The organism is Leucobacter sp. UCMA 4100 (assembly GCF_027853335.1).
In the GTDB taxonomy this organism is placed as follows: Bacteria; Actinomycetota; Actinomycetes; order Actinomycetales; family Microbacteriaceae; genus Leucobacter_A.
The window spans coordinates 42,121-64,520 of the sequence record NZ_JAFEUS010000002.1 but is presented as its reverse complement, the minus strand read 5'-3'; the positions used below and the strand labels follow the sequence as shown (position 1 = coordinate 64,520).

Below are 22,400 nucleotides of genomic sequence, written 5' to 3'. Positions count from 1 at the left end.
ACCGCAATGCCGCAGATGAGCGGGCCGTTTACCGAGGGCGACAGAGTGCAACTCACCGGCCCGAAGGGGCGCATGAACACCGTGACGCTTGAGGCAGGGGGCGCGTTTCACAGCCACCACGGCATGCTGAGTCACGACGAGATCATAGGCTTGCCAGACGGATCGGTCATCACGAACTCTGCTGGCGAAGAGTATCTCGCGTTGCGGCCACTGCTGAGCGACTTCGTCATGTCAATGCCGCGTGGTGCCGCGATCGTGTACCCGAAAGACGCTGCTCAAATCGTTTCGCTCTGCGATATCTTTCCCGGCGCAACCGTTGTTGAGGCTGGCGTTGGTTCGGGCGCGCTGTCGCTGCATCTGTTGCGCGCGATTGGCGATGAAGGGTCGTTGTTCTCGTTCGAGCGGCGTGAAGAGTTCGCAGACATTGCGACCGCAAACGTGGCGGCCTTTCACGGCAAAGACCCCGAGAACTGGACCGTCACGGTCGGCGACCTACAGGCGGCGCTGCCCGCGACCTGCGCCGCAGGAAGCGTCGATCGCGTCGTGCTCGACATGCTCGCCCCCTGGGAGTGCATCGACATGGCGGCCGACGCGCTGAAGCCCGGCGGGGTCATCATTTGCTACGTGGCGACTGTGACGCAGCTCTCGCGGGTCGTTGAAGAGATTCGCGCGACGGGCCGATTCACGCACCCGAAGCCCTCAGAAACCCTCGTGCGCGGTTGGCACGTCGAGGGACTCGCGGTGCGCCCCGACCACCGCATGGTCGGTCACACTGGTTTTCTGGTCACCGCGCGGCGCCTCGCCGACGGCGCGGTTCTGCCAGATCTCAAGCGTCGCGCCTCGAAGAGCGACTTCAGTGATGAAGACGTTGAGGCCTGGACCCCGGGGCACATTGGGCAGCGCGAGAAAAGCGACAAGATTCTTCGCAAAAAGGCCCGTGAGGCGGGACGCATTCGCGATGCCAAGCTCAGCAATCTACCTGAATGAGTGACATAGAATATGAAGCGGTTCACCACTGACGCGCGAGTCGCGGCTCGAAAGGATTTCATGCGTACCACCAAGGCTCAGATCGCCCTCGCAGGGGCCGCCCTTCTCGGGGCTGGCTTGCTTACCGGCTGCTCGCAGCAGGCCTCGGCCGCCGAAACCTGTGAGGCCCCGTATGCCTCGGGCGCTCTGTCGAAGAACGTTTCGGTGCTTGGCGATTTCGGCTCTGACCCGGTGGTGAACGTTCCCGAGGGCTTCACCTACAGTTCGGCACAGTCGTACACAGTGCAGAAGGCTGCGAACCGCGAGAATGCGATCACCGAGCCGTCGTTCGTATCGATTAATTACGCCGTGTTCGAGGCGGGCAACCCCGAACCACTCATGAAGAGCCAGTCATTTACCGATGACCGCGGGTATGAACTCATGGCGGTTGTGCCCGACGCCGAGCAGGCGGTACTGCCCGGCGGCCTCATCTGTGCCGCCCCTGGCGATCGTGTCGTGCTGACGCTCTCGCCCGAAGAGGCCGAGATGCTCTCGGGAGGCCAGCCTGGCCAGTCAGGCAACCCCGACGCGGCGTACGCCGTGGTCGTTGACGTGCACGACGTTCAGCCCATCGCGCTCGATGGCAAGGCGAAAGACCTACCGGCTGGATTCCCCGGGGTCGTCTCGAACGAAGACGGTCAGCCCGGCGTTATCGCGACCCCAGCAGAAGCGCCGACCGAGGTGCGCAAGGCGACTCGCATCGAGGGTGACGGTGACGAGATCACCGCAGAGACCTCGGCCGTCGTCAACATGATGCAGGTGACGTGGGACGGCTGGCGTGATGAGGGCGGATCGCGCACTCGTACCCCGCTCATCAACACCTTCGCCGAGCAGGGGCCGGTTGAGATCGGCTCGGAAGCGCAAAACCAGGAGCCCGTTCGCGCGGCGTTGACCGGTGCAAAGGTTGGCTCACAGGTGGTCGTTATCGTTCCCGATGACGAGTACGGCGCAACCATTTACGTCGTCGATATTCTCTCAGGGGTCTAGTCAAGGAGTGCGTTTTCGTGGCTGAGGCAAGCGCTGAACAGCGTGTGTTGAGTCTGATTCTCGCCCTCTTAACCACGGGCGATCGCGGATCGACGAAACAGGCGTTACTCTCGACGGTGTACGGCTACGCTGAGAGCTACCGGCGGGGTGGCGGCAACGCTTCGCTTGAACGAAAGTTCGAGCGAGACAAAGATCAGCTTCGCGAACTCGGGATTCCGCTCGAAACGTTCACACCCTACGACTCGAGCGGTAATAACCAAGAAACGCACTATCGCATACGCAAACAGGTGCTGCAGGTTCCTGAGACGCTCACCTTCAGCGATGATGAGCTTCGCATGCTCAACGCTGCTGCCCTCGTGTGGCAGGAGGGCAGCCTGAGCGTTGAGTCTCGCAGGGCGATCATGAAGCTGGGCTCACTCTCGGGCCCGCTCGTGAACGAACCGGTAACGGTTGGCCCGGTGCTCACGATCGCCGAGCCCTCGGTTGCAGGCGTTCGTGAGGCGATGGTCGCCGGGCGAGACATCGCCTTCGAGTACCGCAAGCCCGGCGAAGCAGGGAAGCGGAGAACCGTGGCACCGCTGCGGCTGCACCGCGCCGACCGCCGATGGCACCTCATCGCTTACGACCACGATCGTGATGACTACCGTACCTTCCTCCTTTCGCGGATCGTGGGCGAGATCACCATACTGCCGAGCTCCTTTGACGAGGCGCTCGGCGAGGGCGCTTCCGCCGTTGAGCGCGAACTCGCAGAGCTCGAGGCGTCACGAGAAGCAACGCTCGTCGTGACGCCAGGGTCACGGGCCGACCATGCGCTGAGTGCCCGTGCCGTGCGGCGCGACGACGCTACCGGCTCGCTCACCCTCACCACGCTCGACTACGTCGCTCTCGCCGAAGAACTCATCGGTTATGGAGCCGACGTGACCGTTCTCGAACCGAGCGCACTCATCGACCATGTGCGCCGGCTCGCGGCAGCGGTCGCCACGCTCCACGAGGGGAGCGCATCGTGACGACCACCGCCTGGACGACTCCAGAGAAGGTTTCGCTGTTGCTGAACCTCATCGCATACCTCAGGGCGAACGGTCCGACCGAGCTCGGCGACCTCGCGCAGCACTTCGGCGTATCCGAAAAGCAGGTACGGAGACTCGTCGAGTTCATCGGCACCGCCGGGATACCCGGTGAATCGGCGACCTACCAGCACCAGGACCTCTATGACCTTGACTGGGACGCTCTTGAACTCGACGGTATTGTGCATCTGAAGCACGTCGTCGGTGTTGATGGAACGCCACGGTTTACCTCGACTCAGGCGTCTGCGATTCTTGCCGGCTTGCACTCGATGAAAGCACTGCTGACGCCTGAGCAACGAGAAATCGCCAAATCTGCCGAGGAGAAACTGCGGCTCGCAACCACCGCAGAGCCGACGACGCTCTCGGTGAGCACCGGCGATGATCCGCTTGCTGATCGACTCGCGGTCGCCGACGAAGCGATCGTGGCTGGTAAGCAGCTCGCGTTTTCGTACCGCGGCGCAAACGATGTCGCTTCTGAACGCATCATCGACGTGCACCGACTGTTTCAGCTGCAGGGCGCCTGGTGCTTCGAGGGTTGGTGTCACGACCGAGAAGCCATGCGCACATTCCGGGTCGACCTCGCGATGGGGCTTGAAGTGCTCGAGGCGCCGCAGACACACCCGATCGAGCACGAAGGCCTCACACGCGAGGCGACCGAGGCTGGAATCGAGGCCGAGGTGCTCGTCGATGAAACCGTGCTGTATCGACTGACCCCGTGGGATCCCGAGATGCTCGGCACCGAAGCCGACGGCAGGGCACGCGTACGAGTGTCACTCATGCACGAAGCAAGGGCGATTACGCTTGTGAGCCTTGCTCCAGGCCTCATTGAACTCACGCAGCCTCCGCAGCTGCGCAGACTCGTCGCCGACTGGGCCACCCAGGTTGCTCGTGCCGCAGGCGGAGCGTGGCCTCAGGCTGGCACGGCAAAAGATTCGGTACACTAAACCGGTGGCCAAAACGAAACGAAAAAGGGGGCGCGGGGAAGCCCGCATGAGCCTTGCCGAGCACTTTTTAGAGCTTCGCAAACGGCTGCTCATTTCGGCGATCGCGATCATGGTGGGCCTGATCGCTGGCTGGTTCCTCAAGATGTATGTCTGGGACGTGCTGCGCCGGCCGATCAAAGATATTGAGGAATCGACCGGAAGGCTCGCCGCGATCAACTACGGCGATGTGACGAGCGCCTTTGATCTGCAGGTGCAGATCGCGCTCTTCATCGCGGTCATCATTGCCTCGCCCGTATGGCTCTACCAGATCTGGGCCTTCTTTGCTCCAGGCCTTACGAAGCGCGAGAAGCTCTACACCGTGGGTTTCTTCGGCTCGGCCATTCCGCTCTTTCTCGCCGGCATTTACGCGGGCTGGCTCGTGTTCCCGAACATTGTGCGCCTGCTCATCAGCTTCGCACCCGCCGAAGACCCTGCACTGCTGACGGCGCGCTCGTACCTTGACCTCGCCTTCAAACTCATGCTCGCGGTGGGTATCGGCTTCGTTATGCCCGTGTTTATCGTGCTTCTCAACTTCATCGGCGTGTTTTCGGCCAAGTCGATCATTAAATCCTGGCGAGTCGCCATTCTCGCGATCATTCTCTTCGCTGGTATCACGACGCCAGCTGCTGACCTCGTGAGCATGTTCTTGCTCGCGGTTCCCATGATCTTGCTGTACTTCATTGCAGCGTTGATCGCGTACATTCACGATCGAAGGCACGAGAAACGCATGACCGAAGAGTTTGCCGAGTACGACCTATGACTGAGCCACTGAGCCACGACCTCACCGAGTTCCAAGAACGACTGAAGTACCCGCTCGATGCGTTTCAGCTCGCCGCCTGCGAGTCACTCGACCGCGGCAAGAGCGTGCTCGTCGCAGCACCGACCGGCGCCGGGAAGACGACCATCGCCGAGTTCGCGATCTGGCTCGCTCGGGGCAGGGAACAGGGGCGCGTGTTCTACACGGCCCCAATTAAGGCGCTCTCGAACCAGAAGTTTCATGAGCTTCGCGCCGAGTACGGCGACGACGAGGTAGGCCTGCTCACGGGAGACACGAACCTTCGTGGCAACGCGCCCATCACGGTCATGACGACCGAGGTGCTGCGCAACATGATTTACGAGGGCTCGAAAGACCTCGACGATCTCGCATACGTGATTCTCGATGAGGTGCACTACCTCGCCGACCGTTTTCGTGGCGCGGTTTGGGAAGAGGTCATTTTGCACCTGCCCCCGCACGTGAAGCTCGTCTCACTCTCGGCGACGGTCTCGAACGCCGAGGAGTTTGGTGACTGGCTGCACACCGTGCGCGGCAACACCGAGGTCATCGTTTCTGAGCACCGGCCCGTTCCGCTCTTTCAGCACGTCATGGTCAAAGACACGATGTACCCGCTCTTTGTCGACCGCGATGGCGAGCTCGCACAGCGCGGCAAACTCAACCGTGAGCTCGTGCGCATGGAGCGTGGCAGCGAAAGCGATCGACGTGGGGGAGGCCGGGGTAGCTTCACGAGACGCAACCGCATTCAGCACGGCAGACTCGCCCACATGCTCGACGAGGCAAAACTCTTGCCGGGCATCGTCTTCATCTTCAGCCGCAAAGGTTGCGACATGGCGGTCATGCGCTGCCTGCAAGACGGCGTGAGGCTCACGACGAAGGAGGAGCGCGACGCGATCCGCCGCATCGTCAAGCATGAGCTACGTGGCTTTTCGCGCGACGACCTCTCGGTTCTCGGATACAACGCCTGGCTCTCGGGCCTTGAGCGTGGCGTCGCGGCGCACCACGCCGGGCTCATCCCGCAGTTTAAGTCGATCGTCGAAACGCTTTTCCAGTCGCGGCTCGTGAAGCTCGTCTTTGCGACCGAGACCCTCGCGCTCGGTATCAACATGCCGGCGAAGAGCGTCACGATCGAGCAGCTCGATAAGTTCAACGGCGAGACGCGTGTTCCGCTCACGCCGGGTGAGTACACGCAGCTCACGGGCCGCGCTGGCCGACGTGGCATCGATACCGAGGGCCACGCGATCATCTCGTGGGAGAGCAGGCAAGACCTCGACGTCATCGCGGGCCTCGCGTCGAAGCGCCTCTACCCGCTGAAGTCGAGCTTTCGGCCCACCTACAACATGGCCGTCAACCTGCTCGAACGCGACACCGTCGAACAGGTACGCGAGACGCTCGAGCGATCGTTCGCGCAGTTCCAGGCCGACAAAGACATGGTGACGCTCGCGCAAGAGGCGCAGGACCAGCAGAAGTCGCTCGCGGGCTACGAGCGGGCGATGCAACGGGCCAAGGGAGCCGATCGCGAACGGTGGAAGCGCCGCTACGCGAAGCTCAAGCGCGAGACCGACCGCAAGGTGCGCCAGGTCAGCCGTCGAACGAGCACGATTGCGCGGGTATTCGACCGCGTGACCCTCGTGCTCGAGAGTCTCGGCTATCTCGACGACACGGGCGAAACACTGAAGCCGACGCAGCACGGCGAGCTGCTGCGTCGGCTCTATGGCGAGCGCGACCTGCTCGTTGCCGAGTGCCTGCGCTATGGCGTGTGGAACGCACTCACACCGCCACAGCTTGCCTCACTCGCCGCGGGCGTCGTGTACGAGCCGCGACGCGAAGACGAGGGGTGGGAGCCGCGCATTCCCGGCGAGGCCCTGCGCAATGCCTATGCCGACACGCTCGATCACTGGGCGAGGCTCGACGGGCTCGAAGAACAGCATCACCTGCCCCTCAAAGAGCGGCCACACCCAGGCCTCATGCAGGCCATGCACGTGTGGGCCTCAGGCCGCACGATGGAAGAAACGCTCGAGCGCACCCACCTGATCCCTGGTGACATGGTTCGCGTGACGAAACAGACCATCGACCTGCTCGATCAGATTGCAGGCCTCGACCACCCGCTCGCAGAGCGCGCACGCGAAGCCAGAAACCTCATCGATAGGGGCATCATCGCTTCGTCAAAGGCCACGGCGTGACCGAAAAGCCCACCCTTCGCCGGGTACCGCTCATCTTTGCCGCGCCGCTCGCGGCTGCGGGAGGGCTGCTCATCATGCTCTCTTACCCGGGCCATTCGCTGTGGATCAGCGCCTTCGCCGGGGTACTCGCGACTCTTGCCGCCCTCTGGAACCAGAAGGGTCGCCATGGGCTCTGGCTCGGTCTTATTGCTGGGGCGGCCCTGTGGCTGCCGCTCATCGATTGGCTCACACTGTACTTGGGGCTTATTCCCTGGGCGGCGCTGAGCGGTGCGATGGTGCTCTGGTTCGTGCTCATGGGCGGAGCGATCTCGCGGGTCACGAGTAGTCTTTCGCAACGTGGCTTTAGCGTGCTCATGACGGTGACGCTGCAGGTGGTGAGCGTTGCCGGTCTTTGGGTCGCTCGCGAAGGCGTTCAGTCGACGTTCCCGTACGGCGGCTTCGCCTGGGGTCGACTCGCACACACCCAGGCTGAGGGGCCGTTGCTCTCACTCGTCTCATACGTAGGCTTTGCCGGGCTCACGGGGCTCATCGTGATGTTCATGGCGGTTCCCGTTGCCGTCTTTTTTGCGCGTCCGCGCGTGTTCCATGCTCCCGTGGCTCTCGTGGCCGTGGCGGCTACCATTGGTGCGGCATCGTTCGTGCCGCCAGCCGCGCTTGAGGTGACCGATACCGCCCGCATCGTGGGCATTCAGGGCAATTCTCGCTCTGGCGTGTTCGACGACCGTGAGAACGGCGACGTCATCGCCGACCACATTCGTGAGACACAGCGTTGGCTCGAGACCTCGAACACGCCGGTTGACGCGGTTGTATGGCCAGAAAACAGCGCCGAATACGGGCTCATCGACAACCCGCGCAACCTCCAGCGCGTGCGCGCTCTTGCTCGCCTTGCCGATGCGCCTATTGTTGCTGGAACAATTCTCGGTGAGGGGCCGCAAAGCGAGCGCACCTACACGAACTCGTCGCTCGTCGTTGAACCCGATTCGAGAGCGATGCCGCGCTTTGACAAGCGTCACCCCGTTCCCTTCGCCGAGTACATGCCCAACCGTGCGTTTTATCACGCGATCGTTCCCGACCTCGTCGATATGGTGCAGCTCGAGTACCAGCACGGCGCAACCGAAACGGTACTGCCAGTGGGCTCATTGCAGGCGGGCATCGCAATCTGCTTTGACATTGTTTTTGACGACATGGCGCGCATGATGGTGGGCGAGGGGGCCCAGGTCATCTTCGCGCAAACGAACAACGCCGATTTCGGCACGACTGATCAGAGCGAGCAACAGGTATTTATTGCACGGTTGCGTGCCGTAGAGACGGGACGCGCCGTCGTGAATATCTCGACCGTTGCAACGAGCGAGATCATCGCGCCCGACGGCAGCGTTCTGGCATCGGTTGAGCCTTGGCAACCCGGTGCCATGGAAGCCGCAGTGCCTCTCGTGACTGGCACGACCCCCGCCGTGCGGCTCGGCACACCCATCGCTGGCCTGTTCATCACCCTTGGCATGCTCTCGCTGGCATGCACGCTGATACGATTGAAGAATTCGAAATAACCTCAGGAGACAACTGTGACTAACCCTCTCGCGCCTGGCCAGCTCGCCGGTAAAAACGTTCTTGTAACCGGTTCATCGCGTGGCATCGGCGCCGACACGACCACATACTTTGCCGAGGCTGGCGCGAACGTCGTTATCAACTACCGCAACAAGGCTGCGCGCGCCGAGAAGCTCGCGAGCAGCCTTCGTGAGAAAGGCGTCGAGGCACTCGTGATCGGTGCCGACCTCACTGACCCTGAATCGGTTGGCGGCATGATGGCCGAGGTCAAGGCCCAGTACGGCCAGCTCGATGTGCTCGTGCTCAACGCCTCCGGAGGCATGGAGGGCGGCATGGCTGAAGACTACGCGCTCAAGCTCAACCGTGATGCACAGCTCGCCATGCTCGACGCGGCGCTACCGCTCATGCACGAGGGCTCACGCGTTGTGTTCGTCACGAGCCACCAGGCACACTTCATTCACACGACCCCAACGATGCCCGAGTACGAACCAGTAGCGCTCTCGAAACGTGCCGGTGAAGACGCTCTGCGCGAGCGAATCCCGGGCCTCGCCGAGCGCGGCATTGAGTTCGTTGTCGTCTCAGGTGACATGATTGAGGGCACGATCACCGCGACCCTGCTCGAGCGTTCGAACCCCGGTGCGATCTCAGAGCGCCGCGAGTCGGCCGGCAAGCTGTACAACGTCGCTGAGTTCGCCGCCGAGGTCGCTCTCGCGGCGGTCGAGCCCATCGCCGAGAACAACACCCGCTACGTCGGTGACGTCTCGGGCTTCGCTCCCGTCGCGAAGTAGCCTCGTGCAGCCAGCAGCGCTGAACCGTCTTCGCGAAGACCTTCTGCGGTCTTCATACACGGCTGAACAGTTTGAAGCGTTCGTCGCTGCCGACGCTCGCGACGCGCTGCGCAGGGGAATCGTTTTTCCTGCGCAGCGCGAACTCGCTGATCGCGAGCACGCGGGGCAGATCGATGCCGCGACGCTCACGCTCATGAGGTTATTCGCGCTTGGGCTCGACGTGTCGCGCACTGAAGCTTCAGAGGCTTTCTCTTCGCTCGGTCTCGAGGGAGCTGAGACGCTCGGGCTTGTGAGCACCGGTCGCAACGATTCGACCGTACGTGCTGCCGTGAGCCTCACACCCTTCGGGTCGTGGTTTATTCTTTCCGATCTCGACGACCATCTGCGACAGGCCGAAGCTCGTCCCGATCACGTCATGGGCGTTGGTGGGGCGACTCGCTCGCTCATTGAAGCCATCCCGCACCATGCCGTTGCCAGTGCGCTTGAAATCGGTACCGGTTGCGGAGTCGTGGCCCTCATTGTGGCTCAGCACGCAGACCAAGTCGTCGCAACCGACGTCTCAGAGCGTGCCATCATGTTTGCTCGCGCTAATGCGGTGCTCAATGAGGTCGAAAACATCGAGGTACGCCTCGGCGATCTCTTCGACCCGGTCGCGGGCGAAACCTTCGATCTCGTGGTCACCAACCCGCCCTTCCCTCCAAAATGTCCGTGTTGGGGTGTAGGGTGCTGCCATGACGAGCAACGACGAGATTGCCGGATGGAGACTACGCAGCGCCCGGCCACGCCGACCAGACACTCCTTCCAGCTGGCTGCCTGAAGATTTCCTGAATCTCGCCCAGCGAGAAGAGGAAGCGGGGCTTCGCAACGACGAGCTCTTCCTCCTCAAGCCCGATGGCTACCCGGACCTAGATGTTAGTGCCTATCTGCACGACCGGTCGTTCCGCCGTCTATCCCGCGCGACACAAGTTTCCTACGCCAAGGATCTGCGCACACACTTCAACTTCCTGTACAGCCAGCACATTGGCTGGCGAGAATGCACAGTCGAACTATTTGAAGATTACGAATACTGGCGTCGCCGCGATGAACGGAATCCCTCCAGGATCTCTGGGGCCAAATTCAGCAGAGAGCTTGCAGCCTGCCGCCGATTCTACGAGTGGCACGCTAGACGCGGCACCATCCGCATCTCTCCCATTCAAACGTTCACTGATGACAGCTCCTCGAACCGGGCCGGTGTATCTGTACCGCTGATGCCCAAGAACGCCCGGAACAACCGGGTCAAGTGGCTCACCCCCGAGGCCTACCGCCAGTGGAAGCATGTTGGTTTGTCCGGCTACAACTTGGAAGGCCGGCAGAGGCACAACTGGCGCGGGAGGAACGAAGACCGCAACATCTGTTTCGCCGACCTGCTCTGGGATTCCGGGCTCCGGCTCCGTGAAGGCGCAACGCTGCTGTGGTGCGAGGTCCCTGCACTCCAAGAACGTACGAACTTCCACCAGGCGCGGCTGGCGACCGCAGTGGCGAAAGGCCGAGGTCGTAACTTCTGGGTGTCGAGGGCAGCCTTGCAAGGCCTCGGGGCCTACAAGTTGACCACTCGCGCAGAAGCTGTTTCACGGGCCCAGAAGGAGGGGCGGTACGACAATCTTTCTGGCAAACTGGTGCTTCAGTCCGTGGACGCAAACCGCCGAGCCAAGCTCATCGATGACAACGGCCGCGTGACCGCTTGCTCGCTGGACGACCTCTACGCCGAAGAACGCGAACGCCTGTTCATCCAAGGCGATGCGGGGCTTGAGCCAGCAATGGTCTGGCTGGCTGAATCGGGTCTGCCGATGAAGTACATGACCTGGGAGATGGTGTTCAGTACAGCTTCACAACGCTGTCGGTCCCAGTCGGTTCCGATAGCCTGCACTCCGCACATGCTGCGTCACTCATTCGCTTTGAGAATGCTGGTGTCGCTCATCCACGCCACCGATACCCGGCTTGGCATCACGCCGGAGGAACGGCGCGAGTACCGGATGCTCTTTGGAGACCCATGGGTTCTGGTACAGACCATGCTCGGTCATGTGAACGTCGAAATAACCAGGCAAGTGTACTTGGAACCGGTCCAGGGATTGCAGGTTGACTTGTTCCTCAACGCCGGCGAAAACGACGAGCACGACTTCTCGGCTGTACTGTCCAGAGAAATCCTGTCCTCACCTCTAGTCAACAAGGGAGTTCGTTAGCATGCCACGACTCAGAGCTGAGTTTCCGTCCGAGGCGTATCGTCGCCCGAAGAGGACGGACAGCAAAGAAACTGTGGTTACTGTTGTTGGTGAGAACGGTGAGTCGCTGGGTTCTTTCGACTTCAGCCGGTACCCATTAGTCGGGACGCTTCGGCAGTCTCTGATCCTTGCGTTCATCAAAGCCACCAGCTCGGGTGGGCGCTGGAGGCGTGCTGGAAGCTGCGCGGCAGGGCAGAGCGTGATTGGTACATTCCTGAAGTTCGTGGAAGCAAATCACCCAGATGTAGAGAGCATTGAGGGCATTACACCGGAGGTCTGGAATTCCTGGCGTGCCGACCTTGAGAGCCGGGTGAAATGGCCAGGACAGATCAATCTGAGCAGATCCTTGCTTGCTGACGTTGAAGGTCTTCCCGAGGCTACCCAACTGGTGCTACGAACCAGGGCACCGAAGCCAAAGTCCCGTGATTACAACGCCTATTCCCGTGAAGAGTTTGCCCGGATCAAGCGTGTGTATACGGGCTACGTGATGGAGGCTGAGAAGCGCATTACGTCCAACGTGAAGACCCTGATCGACTACTGGAACGGAGTAGAAGATCCTGAGGATAAACCGTATAGGGCGAGATGGAAGGATTGGAGCAAAGGCCAGATTCTTGACCATCTGCTGACCACCGGTGAGATACCGAAGGTCATGGAGAAGTTTCCGCACCATTCAGGTTTGAAAGAGCACTTCGGTCTTGAACCTCATCAACGGTCGAGGAATTTGCTGTTTCCAAGTCCTGCGGAAATCTTGGCCCTGGTAGTGCTGTTCATTTGCGAGCGGGGTTACAACTCGTCGGTAGTGTTCGGCATGGAAGTTCCCGAGTTGGCGTCTGGGATCCCCATCAAGTCCAGCGGATCGGTGTATACGGCCCATTTGGACAAACCCCGGCGTGGTCCAGCCAAAAGGTATTTCACCAGCAACTTCGCGGGAAACGAATCCCGTCTCATGGAGCGGGCTATTCGGATGACCCAGCCAGCTCGCTACACACTTGAGCAATTAGGGTTCCCCACAAACCAGTTGCTTATTGCTTTGGGCACACACACGACCAGGCATCCTTCCGGGATTTTCATTACGGACTGGTCAACGAGCGGTTACTTTGTGAAGTCCTTGGAGAAGCTGGCTCCAGTGCTCGGTGACGACGGTACTCCACTTCACCTGAATCTTCGCCGTCTCCGGCTGACCGAGCAGGTACACAGCCAGAGGAGCCGGCAGAACTCCGAGACGGTAAGCGAGGAAATCTACCGGCGGTCCGAGCCAGCGACTGTCAAGCAAGCGGTACCGGTGCTCTTGCAAGGGCAGCAAGAAGCTCTCCAGCACGCACAGAGGTTTGTCGAAATCCGCACCGTCACCACACAAGAGCTGCCGGCGGACGGAGCCCATGTGGAAGCGCTGTCCGCACGGCTGGGTATCGGCCAGGAGGCAGCCCAGTCGCTGCTCAACGGGGCACTGGATACGGCTACTGCCGCCTGCACTGACTTCTTCCACAGCCCCTTCGATACAGACCAGAACGGTGCCTGTGCGGCTTCCTTCATGATGTGCCTCGGCTGTGACAACGCTGTTGCCACTCCACGGCACTTGCCCCAGCTTGTGGTGCTATTTGATGCCTTGCAGTCCATCTCGTCCACGGTCAGCGAAGAGCGGTGGAACCGGGAGTTTGCAATGCACCAGGCAAGGCTGCGGAACCTCTTGTCTCGGCTTGCCACCAAGGCAGAGATCGCTGGAGCACGGTTGCAGAAGACAACGGAAACTGAGGATTTGATTTCTCGACTCATCGGAAGGGAGCTAGACGCATGACTACGCAAAGGCACGCTGAGGTCGCCCAACGTTTGCCTATCCAGGGGCACACGAAAGTCCATCCGGAGCTGTCAGACTCGGTCTTTAGCGACGGCGTGTGGACGCTTGATGTCAGCCGGCAGAAGTCAACGGCCCCATTGATCAACTTTCATTTTGCGAACGTGCCACCTAGGACTAGGGACTTTTGTAAGCATTTCCTCTGGTTGCTTCTGAATGAGGAAACGCCAATTAACCAGATGAACCGCAAGCATTCGATTCGCAGCCGGTTATCGGTGCAGAGCGTGCGGACAACCTACCACGACATATTACCGTTCCTGAGATGGTTTGAGTTTAGTAAAGAACGGAACCTGTCGGATCTGACCCCGGAAGCGCTGGACCAGTACGCGGATCTCATTGCTGACAGCAAGGTCTCCTACAACCCCAAGCGGCGGCAGTTACTGGCGGTGAGCCGCGTCTGGTTGCTTAGTCCATTTCTGCCTGCCCACTACCGACTTGTGTCCCCGCCCTGGGAGCGGCTGGGAAACCTCGAAGACATCGTGGGGGCCTCTGACTGGACTGCGGAAAACAAGACTGAGCCAATTCATCCAGCCACCATGTCGCCACTGTTGATCTGGTGTCAACGACTGGTCAACGATCTGTCCACCGATGTCATCGAAGCCTCCTCGGTGCGAGACAAGATGAAGTCCTCAATCCCCAAGGAACAGCCATCGAACGGGTTGGAAATCATCAATTCATATATCCGAGAACTCCAGCTAACTGGACAGAAGTTACCAGCAACGATCGTAAGGAATCGACGGCAAGGAAGAAGCACAGCTGTAGCAGCTGAATACCTCTCCGCGACACTAGGCGTACCCCAGTTCGCCCTGAAAGGGATTCACCACAAATACGAGGTATCCAACGAAGCCTCTGCTCCACTGCCCTACAAGCCGATGGGAACTATCGACGGCAAACCATGGACTGATTCAATCGACTACTACGAAGCTACCCGCCTGAAGCGGCTGGTGCTTACTGCCTGCTTAGTGGTCGTCTGCTATCTGAGCGGGATGAGAGGTGAAGAAGTCAGAGCGCTCAAACGAGGATGCTGCACGGAAATCACAGACGACGACGGATCGACGAGTTTCCGTATCGAGGGTCAGACTTTCAAATCCGCTACTAATGAGCATGGGAATCTCATTCCTGGAGGCAAGACCCGAGAGGTTCCGTGGACTGTGATCGGACCTGTCGCTCATGCTATTCATATTGCTGAACGACTGCACGGTCAAGAATTGCTCTTCCCGCAGAGCGAATTTAACGTCATATCTAGGCCTTCAGCAACAAGAGGAACCAGCGTCAGTAACCAGAGTGCTAAGGCGAATGTCGGCTGGCTCATCGACTGGTGCAACGAGCAGGCCGAGCGGCTGGAACGCGAACACGAAATCATCCCAGAAGACCCGGCCGGCCTGGTTGTCCTCCGTCGGTTCCGGCGTACCCTGGCCTGGTTCATCTACCGACTGCCAGGTGGCCGGGTCGCGTTGGGTGTCCAGTACGGGCATCTGCACAGCTACACCACTGATGGCTACGGTTCCAGGGTATCGGCAGGGTTACGCGATCTGTTTCCCATGGAGGAAGCCCTGAGCGTGTCAGATGGGCTGGCCCGTGCAGTGGATGCCGCTGACAACGGGAGCCACGTCAGCGGACCTGCTGCCGAACGGTACAAGCGTGCGGTGGAAGAATACCGGGATGTGTACTCTGGCAAGGTCATGAACGCTAAACAAGCCGCATCCTTGATGCGGAATCCGGCATTGCGTATCTACGACAACGGGCCGCAGATTCTCGCCTGCTGTTACGACCCCGCCAAGGCCCTGTGCCACCCAGACCGGAAAGTGAGCACGTCTGTAGGGCAGAGCCCGGACGCGACAGCCTGCGACTCACGGTGTGCCAACATTGCGCGGACCGATGAGCACATCGAACGCATCCAGCAGCTGATTGACGAGTCCAAGCGGGAAGCAGAATCCGAGGCGGTGCCATTGCCATTGCGTGAGCGTTCGAAGCAGCGCGTCAGCTTGCTGGAGGCACTGGTACAGGCCCACGATGAAACAGGGGTGGAGCTATGACTGACGAAACTCAGCGCCAGGCAATCCGTGATGCCATGACCAGGCTGGTCGAGGGGAAGCCACTGCGCTCAGACGGCAAGCTCACCATCAAGTCACTCGCGAACGAAGCCGGGGTCAAACGCTGGCTGCTGACCCACAAGTTCACCGACCTGCAAGACGAGTTCAAGGTCCGCATGGAGCTCACTGGCGGCGAACCTGCCGTGGTGGTCAAGCTACGCGAACAGCTCAAAGAACGCGACGAGACGATCACGCGGCTCAGAGCAGAGATCCGCGAGCTGACCAACGACCGGCAGCAGCTGGAGCGTGTTATCAACGTGCTGTCACTGGAGCAACAGCATGGTAGGACGGACAAGTCCAAGGTGGTTGGCATCCGGCGGCCGAAAGACGGTAGCTGACGGTCTACTGATCGTCGTCGGGTGGCACCTCAGCGAGGGTAAGCTTAAGGCCCAGCACCTCGGAAATCTTGCTCAACGTATCCGTGCTGACAGCGTCACTTGCTTCGACTCGTGCCACCGACGGGCGGGATACACCCGCCTTCGCAGCGAGTAGGCCCTGAGACCACCCGAGGTCTTTGCGCGCAACACAGACCTGCATGGCGATCCCAGACATGGCGGTTGAATCGGTTTCAGCCATGACTGTCGTGCTCAACTCATTGCTTTGACATTGGTTTCGATGAAGTCCATTTCCGAAGCGCTGAGATTATATTTCTTGTACAGCTGCTGGTCAATTTCGGGGATTGACTTCGACCAATCGATATCAGACTCGGACGAAAAGTCCTGTGCCGGGACATGCTCCCAGACACGAGACGGATTATCTTGCGTAATCTTTAACACGCCAAGAAGTGCACGAGCAAACTTCGTTCGGATGTAGTTGAGACAAGCAGAAGCCTCTTCAGACTTCTCAAAGCTTCCAACAGTCAGGAATGTCTGAGTAGTCGCGACTTGCGGCTCGAGTACAACTGGGGTGGAAAGAGCTTCGCCAAAATTCCCAGAACCATTAGCTTTTGCGACGGCCACTTTGAAATGTTCAAAGCTTTTTGGCCCTGTGATGAAATCACGACGAACCCAGCGAATTTCCCTCTTATTGCCCGATAGACCCATAATCCGTACATATTTATCACTCGAATCCGGCTTACCAGCGGTAAATAGGAAAGGGAGCTTTTCGAAAGCGTTAGCAATCACGATGTGCTGGGCAGAATGCGACATAGCTTCCGACGCTTCTGGATGTTCCTCGTGCATTTTGTGCGTGTATTTGTAGGCATCCCGCTTGGTCACGAGACTCGCAAATGAAGTTCCACCGAATGAAGTAACTTTTCGCATGATGCTAGTGAGCTCTTCGTGCTTGGTGAAGACTCCAAGTGGACCCAAATTTTGCTCAGAATCGCGATAAGTGACAGCGACGCCTCCCTTGATGTCCGTTCCTGGGAACAGTGTATTGCTATTTGGTACGTAGACCGGGACACTCAGATGTTTGTCATCGAGCATTTTCTGGTTCCATGTCTTCGTTGTGTAGCCCGCGTTGAACAGGAAACGGGCGGGTGTAATCAGAACTGCTTTCGAGCCGATTTCGTATGCCGCATCCATGAATTGCGGATAGATAGGCGGCGCACTGGTGGCACCGCCCACAGCTTCATCTTGATATGGTGGGTTTCCGATGACTACATCGAACTTCTTGGTCATGATTAGTTCCTTTCGGTAAGCATGTTATCGACAAGCTTCGCGAGTTCTGCTGTGCTCATTTCGGTGACGTTCTGCACCCGGAAATGGCCTGATTCCGTCATCCACTCTTTGCGTTCTTCCAGGCCGCCAGAGACAGCTTCGATGGTGATGTCATGGAGAATCTGGTTATGGCTCATCTCGAAGACTTGCTTCGTCAAGATGTGCTTGAGCCGCTGGTGCTGATCAGGGATCGTAGTAGCAAGCCCCGAATCCAGGCGACGAACCAGTTCCATGATGAACAGACCTGCCGTTGAGAAAGGATCGATAAAGGTCTTTGACGGATCCTCAAAGATTCCTGGGTTTTCCTGTTCAAGCAAGTCAACCATTTGGTTCACCACAGCCTGTGGCGTGAACACCAGTGACGACTTCTGCCGTGGAATGTAGGCAAAGATGTTCTCGGTGAGCGAGTTGTCAAAGTAATCAGCGAGTTCTTTCTTCTTTGCAAGGAACTCCTGGATTGACTGATCGAATACAGCCTCATCGAAGAAACCAGGGATCTGGACTACCTTCCCGTCTTCTTCGACTATTTCCTGGCCGTCCCGGAGGATGCGGAACTCGGATTCGCTGATACCGGTGATTTCCTTGAAGACCTCATCTGGGGTGTGGTCATCGAAGTTTGCCAGACGCATGTCCTCGCGTCCATATGCCATCAGGAACAGAGGGATGGTGCGTGCAAAACCGCGCAGATGGGAGCGAGCATCGTCCATCGTGGTGTTGGCACGTTTCTGCTCCTTCTTGGTCTCTTCACGGGTAACGGTTTCCATTGCCACGTCCTCGGAAGATTTCTTCAGAATGGCCATGAGCTCTGTCTCAAACACAGAATCATTTTCGGCCTTCTTTTTTTCGACAGCTGCCACTTCTTCGTCAGTGGTGGCCTTCTCCCGTTCGTCGTCGAGGTGCTTCTCAGCAATGTTCTTTTCGACGATGGCACGCTCAACAGCAGTCTCCACCTTGGCTTCAGTCTGCTTGATGTCCCGGTTCACCTGGGCGGCAGTCAGGCCGTATTCGTTTTTGAGTCTCTCACGAATGTCTTTAGTCTTCTCAGTGACGAAGCTGGCGAGCTCTTTGGCTAACTTAGTCGGTGGCTTCGCTGGATTGATGGCAGGCGCTTCTTCCTTGCTCCACACAGGAGCGCCAAGTTCAGCAACCTTCGGGTTGATGACCGTGTCAACATCAACCTGGACGTTGCCTTCGCGGTCGGTTGAAGGTACTGGTTCATCAAGGGAGATCGTAGTGCCGCTCTTGAGCTTGCCTTCTTTGGCTTCCGGGAGCTTCTCAAGAATCTTCTTGACGTGCTCCGAGTAGCGGAAGATTCCGGCCACGTTATCGAACAACAGATTCGAGAGGAACCCACGTCGCACCACCTCCTTGGCCTTGAAAACCTGCGGAATGGTGAGCACCTGGGCGGCGTCAAGCTCCACCATCCGGCCTTCTGAGTCTTCACCAATGACCGGGAAGAAGTTCAGTAGGCGGCGGATGTTGTCTTGACGCGCCTCCGGGCTGCCGGATTGGTTGGAGCGCAGATTGTTGGCGAACTCGTCAAAAATCGTGAGGGTTCGCTCGGGTGCAAAGTCGAAGATGTAGGCGTTCTTCTTCTGCAACACATGTTCGCCCCGCATGAAGGTATGGGGATTCTGAGCACGAAAAGCTGCCTGCATGTACAGTGCCGGCGAGGAAAGGTTCGACAGCATCAGCACCGCTGTCCACTCCGGCACGGTGACTCCGGTGGTCAGCTGCCCGACAGAAAGAGTGATCGTCTTGCCGCCGTTCTTCTCGGCTTCAGCGATAGTCTTTCGCACCTTGTCCAGCGACTTCTCGGAAACCGCCGTGTCCATGCTGTCGTGGCTCTTGCCATCGCCAGCAGCGAGAATGATCGTGTAGTCCTTGAACACCTCGTGTTGCTTCAACAGCTTTTCGAGCGCCTTGGCCGAAGCGACACGGTCCAGCAGCCAAAAGGAGTGCCGGATTTCTTCGCGTAGTTCAGGCGTGGAGAACGGGTACTTCTCATTGTGTGTCAGGCAGTCCAAGAACTTGAGGATGTCCTCGCGGTGCTCGAAAACGCCGTTGTCCTTGGTCGTGAAGAACTCGTTGAGGTCGAAGGCATAATCAATGTTGGCCGCGTCTTCGGAGATCGCTACGCCCTGGGCAAGACGATCGGTGATCATGCGCGAAATCTGGTACGTGAACATGTTCAGCGTAGGCAGGGATGCGTAAGGATTGTCCCGCGACTCATCCGACCACTCTTCGCGAGCAGTCTGTTCGTCTTCGTAGGTCCAGTTGAAGATCTGTTCCTGATCGAACTTCCCTGAGGCCAAGGCCTTGAACGGGGTGCCGGACAGGTGCAGCGTCTGCGTGCGAGTGATGTTGTCAAACGCGATGTCGGTTTTCGTGGTGTCGATGCCCTCGTGGGCTTCGTCGATGACCAGCAGGTCCCACTCGAAATCGGCGATGTGCTTCAGCTTCTTGTGGTGGCCGCCGAAGTACTGGGAACCCTTGAGGTCCTGCAGCGAAAGGAACTCCACAACGCGAGGGTCCTCGTCCTGATTCTGGGCAGAGTACTTGCGCCAGTCCTCACGGGTCATTGTCTCGCGGCCAGCCAGCGATGCTGATTCTGAGACGAAAACATAGGAAGTCTGATGCCCGATGAAGCGGGTGAAATCGTCGAACCATGAGTTGGCGATAGCAGGACGGTTGGTCACGATGAGGACCTTGCGAGCCTCAAGGTGGCGCATAAGGTCGTAGGTTGTCAGGGTCTTGCCGAAACGTGGCTTGGCATTCCAGAGCACTTCGTCATGTCCAGCAGCGAACGCTTCCAGCGCCTGTTTGACCGCAGCTTCCTGTTCGGGGCGTAGGCTGTACTCATCAGTGCCCACGCGCTGCATATCGACTTCATCCTGGCTGGCGAACTGAAGGAAGTAATCCTTGGAGGTTCTCGGAGCGTCGGCGAAGTGATGCCACTCGGTGCGCTTTGGCTGGGCATCGGGGTTGTATTCCCGCTCAATGCCCTGCTGCTTCAAGTAGGTATGGAAGTCCTTGTCGGTGAATCGTCCACCGCGTTCAGTCTGGAAAAAAGCCCGCAGCGCCCACAACTTTTCCTTGCGCACGGACAGTTGGGATGCCTGCTGCGCGATGCGTACATCTGGGCCGCCGGCCTGCTCGGTGTATCCGATTTTCTCCCAACCTGCGTACTTGGGAATGTCGGGGGTAGTCCACGAGTATACGTACGGAGTGACTTCGTGGAAAGTGCTGATCTTCGGGTTAGACATTAGCCTTCACTTCTTTGTAGACGTGCTCGACGCGGCAGACTGCGTAGGAGTCGTAGATCGCAAAATCGAACATCCCTATGCCAGTAGATGAGTTTCGCAATGATGAAAGAGAGAATGGTTCTCGCTGGACCATGCCTGGTTCGTTGAGCACGCGATGCCACCACGAGAATTGAATCTCTGCACCAGCGGCATCAAGACCTGTGAGGGTGTTGCCCTGGAGAATGTTGCGCTCGATAAGCTTGGCTGCCGAACGGTAGAGGTTCGTGCGTGGTCCACAGGAGTTTCCGGCGCGTTGGTGGAACTCGACGAAAATGTCTAGAAGCGATTCTTGCGCTGCCCGGTGATTGTCTTCGAGGAGCTCGATAGCGTAGATCGAAGCGAGGGCAAACAAGGATTCGGTCTGCCACACTGTCGGCTGGTAGCGCTTCTCGATGGCGTGCAGCTTCCGGCGAAGTATGGCGATCAGGAAGTTTCCGTCGCCAGCGGCAGGCTCGAAGAACGTCTTGTCTACGAAGTTAGGGCCGGTTTCTAACTCTGGCTTCACGAGGTCAAGCATCCGATTGACCATCGACCTTGGGGTGAATACCTCACCATGCGCTCTCACTCGATGGCGCGACTTGATGAGTTGCTCATCTGGTGTCAGTGCTGTCATTGATCCTCGTGAATTAGGTGCAAGTTAATCTATTCTTCAATGTATCAGATTCTTTACATTCGATTGATGGTTACGCACTCCTTTTGCCGACTACCCAGCTGATGGCGAGGACAACCTGTCTACAGTCTCGTGCTATGTCCATGCGGAGAAAAATCATGGGGGGTGTCTTGCAACTGTTAGCGCCCCGATCGCGGAGACGATTCGATTTTCGTCCGGGCGCTCTGGGGTGCGTAAAGAGGGAAGTACAGACATCCTGACTCTGACGCGCGGATGCTTAGGGACAGATGGTTACTTTTCAAAGTAGCGGTCAGGCCGGTCGAAGAGTCAAGTTACAACACATGCGAACAATGCAGGGAACCGCCATTCGTGATTTCGCCACAACACACCGATGCGGAGAAACAGTTCGTCTACCGCTCGTCAAACGAACCGGGTGATCGGCTGCTCAGGCGGCTGCTCGCTGAGGTTCCTGCCGTGCTCAACGAAGGTGCATGCCTCGTCACCCTCGCGAACTGGGAGTTCGTGTGGGGCAGCGAAGACGGTGAGCAGGCGCTCGCCTCGCTCGTTCCTGAGGCGGGTGACACATGCTCGGCATGGCTCATCGAGCGCGGCAGGCAGACCCCGCTCGAGTACGCCTCGCTGTGGTTGCGCGACGGCGGGCTGCGCGAGCACGAGACTCGATACCACACCCGTTTATCAGAGTGGATCGCCGATCTCACCAGCCGTAACGTTTCACGAGTGTGCTTTGGTTACGTGATGTTGCGCAAGGTGGCAAGCGGCGAACGCGCGTTCGTGCACGCTGAGCGCGTCGCAGGGCAGTTGGGCGGCGAGACGCATTTTGGTTCGGCTTGGTCTGCAGCCTTCGCTGAGCACGCAGCCGCGACGCAACTGAGCGACGACGCACTCCTCGATAAGCACTACTCGCTTTGCGATGGTGTTGAAGAGGTGCGCACGCTTGTGCCTGGCACCGAAGAAATCACGAGCATCTCATTTGTGTTGCGTGACGGTATCGAACGCTTCGAGTCGGTCGACACCTTCACGAGCGCAATGCTGGGAGCCTGCGATGGCGACCTCACGCTCGGTGAAATTGCCGGTGCTCTCGCCGAGTTACTCGATGTCGCGACCGATGACGCACGTCTCGAAGCGGCAAGAGTAGCGCGAGACTTCATTGCGCGGGGTCTCCTCGAAGACTCGGCGCCTCAGCACCAGCTAGAATTGACGTAACGAGAGAGGTCGCTCATGGGGTAGGGCGTTCGCATTCGTGAGACGGTACCCT

18 protein-coding genes are annotated in these 22,400 nt (G+C 58.9%); 14 read left to right on the top strand and 4 right to left on the bottom strand.

What is annotated here, in order from left to right; all coding sequences use genetic code 11:
• Positions 1-6: 6 nt before the first annotated feature.
• The 13 genes from JSO19_RS00510 to JSO19_RS00450 are packed head-to-tail and all read left to right on the top strand — an operon-like array spanning position 7 to position 15,886.
• Positions 7-987, top strand: coding sequence for a tRNA (adenine-N1)-methyltransferase (locus tag JSO19_RS00510; RefSeq protein ID WP_270912075.1), 981 nt, complete (start codon positions 7-9; stop codon positions 985-987).
• Positions 988-1,047: 60 nt separating this feature from the next.
• Entirely contained in the window at positions 1,048-2,013 is a 966-nt protein-coding gene (locus tag JSO19_RS00505; RefSeq protein ID WP_270909098.1) for a peptidylprolyl isomerase, read from the top strand.
• A 17-nt stretch (positions 2,014-2,030) separates the two neighbouring features.
• Positions 2,031-3,020 (top strand): helix-turn-helix transcriptional regulator, encoded by a 990-nt coding sequence (locus tag JSO19_RS00500; protein WP_270909097.1) that lies wholly within the window; start codon positions 2,031-2,033, stop codon positions 3,018-3,020.
• Complete coding sequence (locus tag JSO19_RS00495) at positions 3,017-4,021, top strand: helix-turn-helix transcriptional regulator (RefSeq protein WP_270909096.1); 1,005 nt, start codon at positions 3,017-3,019, stop codon at positions 4,019-4,021. Before JSO19_RS00500 ends, JSO19_RS00495 begins: the two co-directional genes overlap by 4 nt.
• Positions 4,022-4,067: 46 nt before the next feature.
• A complete protein-coding gene (tatC, locus tag JSO19_RS00490) occupies positions 4,068-4,820 on the top strand; it encodes a twin-arginine translocase subunit TatC (RefSeq protein ID WP_270909095.1) in 753 nt (250 codons plus the stop codon).
• Complete coding sequence (locus JSO19_RS00485) at positions 4,817-7,015, top strand: DEAD/DEAH box helicase (protein ID WP_270909094.1); 2,199 nt, start codon at positions 4,817-4,819, stop codon at positions 7,013-7,015. Before tatC ends, JSO19_RS00485 begins: the two co-directional genes overlap by 4 nt.
• Complete coding sequence (gene lnt, locus JSO19_RS00480) at positions 7,012-8,559, top strand: apolipoprotein N-acyltransferase (protein WP_270909093.1); 1,548 nt, start codon at positions 7,012-7,014, stop codon at positions 8,557-8,559. Before JSO19_RS00485 ends, lnt begins: the two co-directional genes overlap by 4 nt.
• 15 nt (positions 8,560-8,574) lie before the next feature.
• Entirely contained in the window at positions 8,575-9,345 is a 771-nt protein-coding gene (locus tag JSO19_RS00475; protein ID WP_270909092.1) for an SDR family oxidoreductase, read from the top strand.
• 4 nt (positions 9,346-9,349) lie between these two features.
• Entirely contained in the window at positions 9,350-10,162 is an 813-nt protein-coding gene (locus JSO19_RS00470) for a methyltransferase (protein WP_270909091.1), read from the top strand.
• Positions 10,077-11,564 (top strand): site-specific integrase, encoded by a 1,488-nt coding sequence (locus JSO19_RS00465; protein ID WP_270909090.1) that lies wholly within the window; start codon positions 10,077-10,079, stop codon positions 11,562-11,564. The genes JSO19_RS00470 and JSO19_RS00465 overlap by 86 nt, the downstream gene beginning before the upstream one ends.
• Position 11,565: 1 nt before the next feature.
• Positions 11,566-13,398 carry a hypothetical protein gene (locus tag JSO19_RS00460; protein WP_270909089.1) on the top strand — a complete coding sequence of 611 codons (1,833 nt, stop codon included), beginning with the start codon at positions 11,566-11,568 and terminating at the stop codon, positions 13,396-13,398.
• Positions 13,395-15,491 (top strand): hypothetical protein, encoded by a 2,097-nt coding sequence (locus JSO19_RS00455; protein WP_270909088.1) that lies wholly within the window; start codon positions 13,395-13,397, stop codon positions 15,489-15,491. The genes JSO19_RS00460 and JSO19_RS00455 overlap by 4 nt, the downstream gene beginning before the upstream one ends.
• The gene (locus tag JSO19_RS00450; RefSeq protein WP_096256314.1) at positions 15,488-15,886 is read left to right on the top strand and encodes a hypothetical protein; all 399 of its coding nucleotides are present in this window, start codon (positions 15,488-15,490) and stop codon (positions 15,884-15,886) included. Before JSO19_RS00455 ends, JSO19_RS00450 begins: the two co-directional genes overlap by 4 nt.
• Before the next feature lie 4 nt (positions 15,887-15,890).
• On the opposite strand, the gene JSO19_RS00445 is transcribed toward JSO19_RS00450, so the two are convergent.
• From JSO19_RS00445 to JSO19_RS00430, 4 genes are read right to left on the bottom strand one after another with little or no spacing between them, the layout of a single operon-like run.
• Complete coding sequence (locus JSO19_RS00445; RefSeq protein ID WP_270912074.1) at positions 15,891-16,085, bottom strand: helix-turn-helix domain-containing protein; 195 nt, start codon at positions 16,083-16,085, stop codon at positions 15,891-15,893.
• 50 nt (positions 16,086-16,135) lie between these two features.
• Complete coding sequence (locus tag JSO19_RS00440; RefSeq protein ID WP_270909087.1) at positions 16,136-17,170, bottom strand: Eco57I restriction-modification methylase domain-containing protein; 1,035 nt, start codon at positions 17,168-17,170, stop codon at positions 16,136-16,138.
• 2 nt (positions 17,171-17,172) lie between these two features.
• Entirely contained in the window at positions 17,173-20,475 is a 3,303-nt protein-coding gene (locus JSO19_RS00435) for a DEAD/DEAH box helicase (protein ID WP_270909086.1), read from the bottom strand.
• On the bottom strand, positions 20,468-21,127 hold the full coding sequence (locus JSO19_RS00430; protein WP_270909085.1) for a hypothetical protein: 660 nt from the start codon (positions 21,125-21,127) through the stop codon (positions 20,468-20,470). The genes JSO19_RS00435 and JSO19_RS00430 overlap by 8 nt, the downstream gene beginning before the upstream one ends.
• 366 nt (positions 21,128-21,493) lie before the next feature.
• On the opposite strand from JSO19_RS00430, the gene JSO19_RS00425 reads away from it, so the two are divergent.
• On the top strand, positions 21,494-22,348 hold the full coding sequence (locus tag JSO19_RS00425; RefSeq protein WP_270909084.1) for a hypothetical protein: 855 nt from the start codon (positions 21,494-21,496) through the stop codon (positions 22,346-22,348).
• Positions 22,349-22,400: the final 52 nt, after the last annotated feature.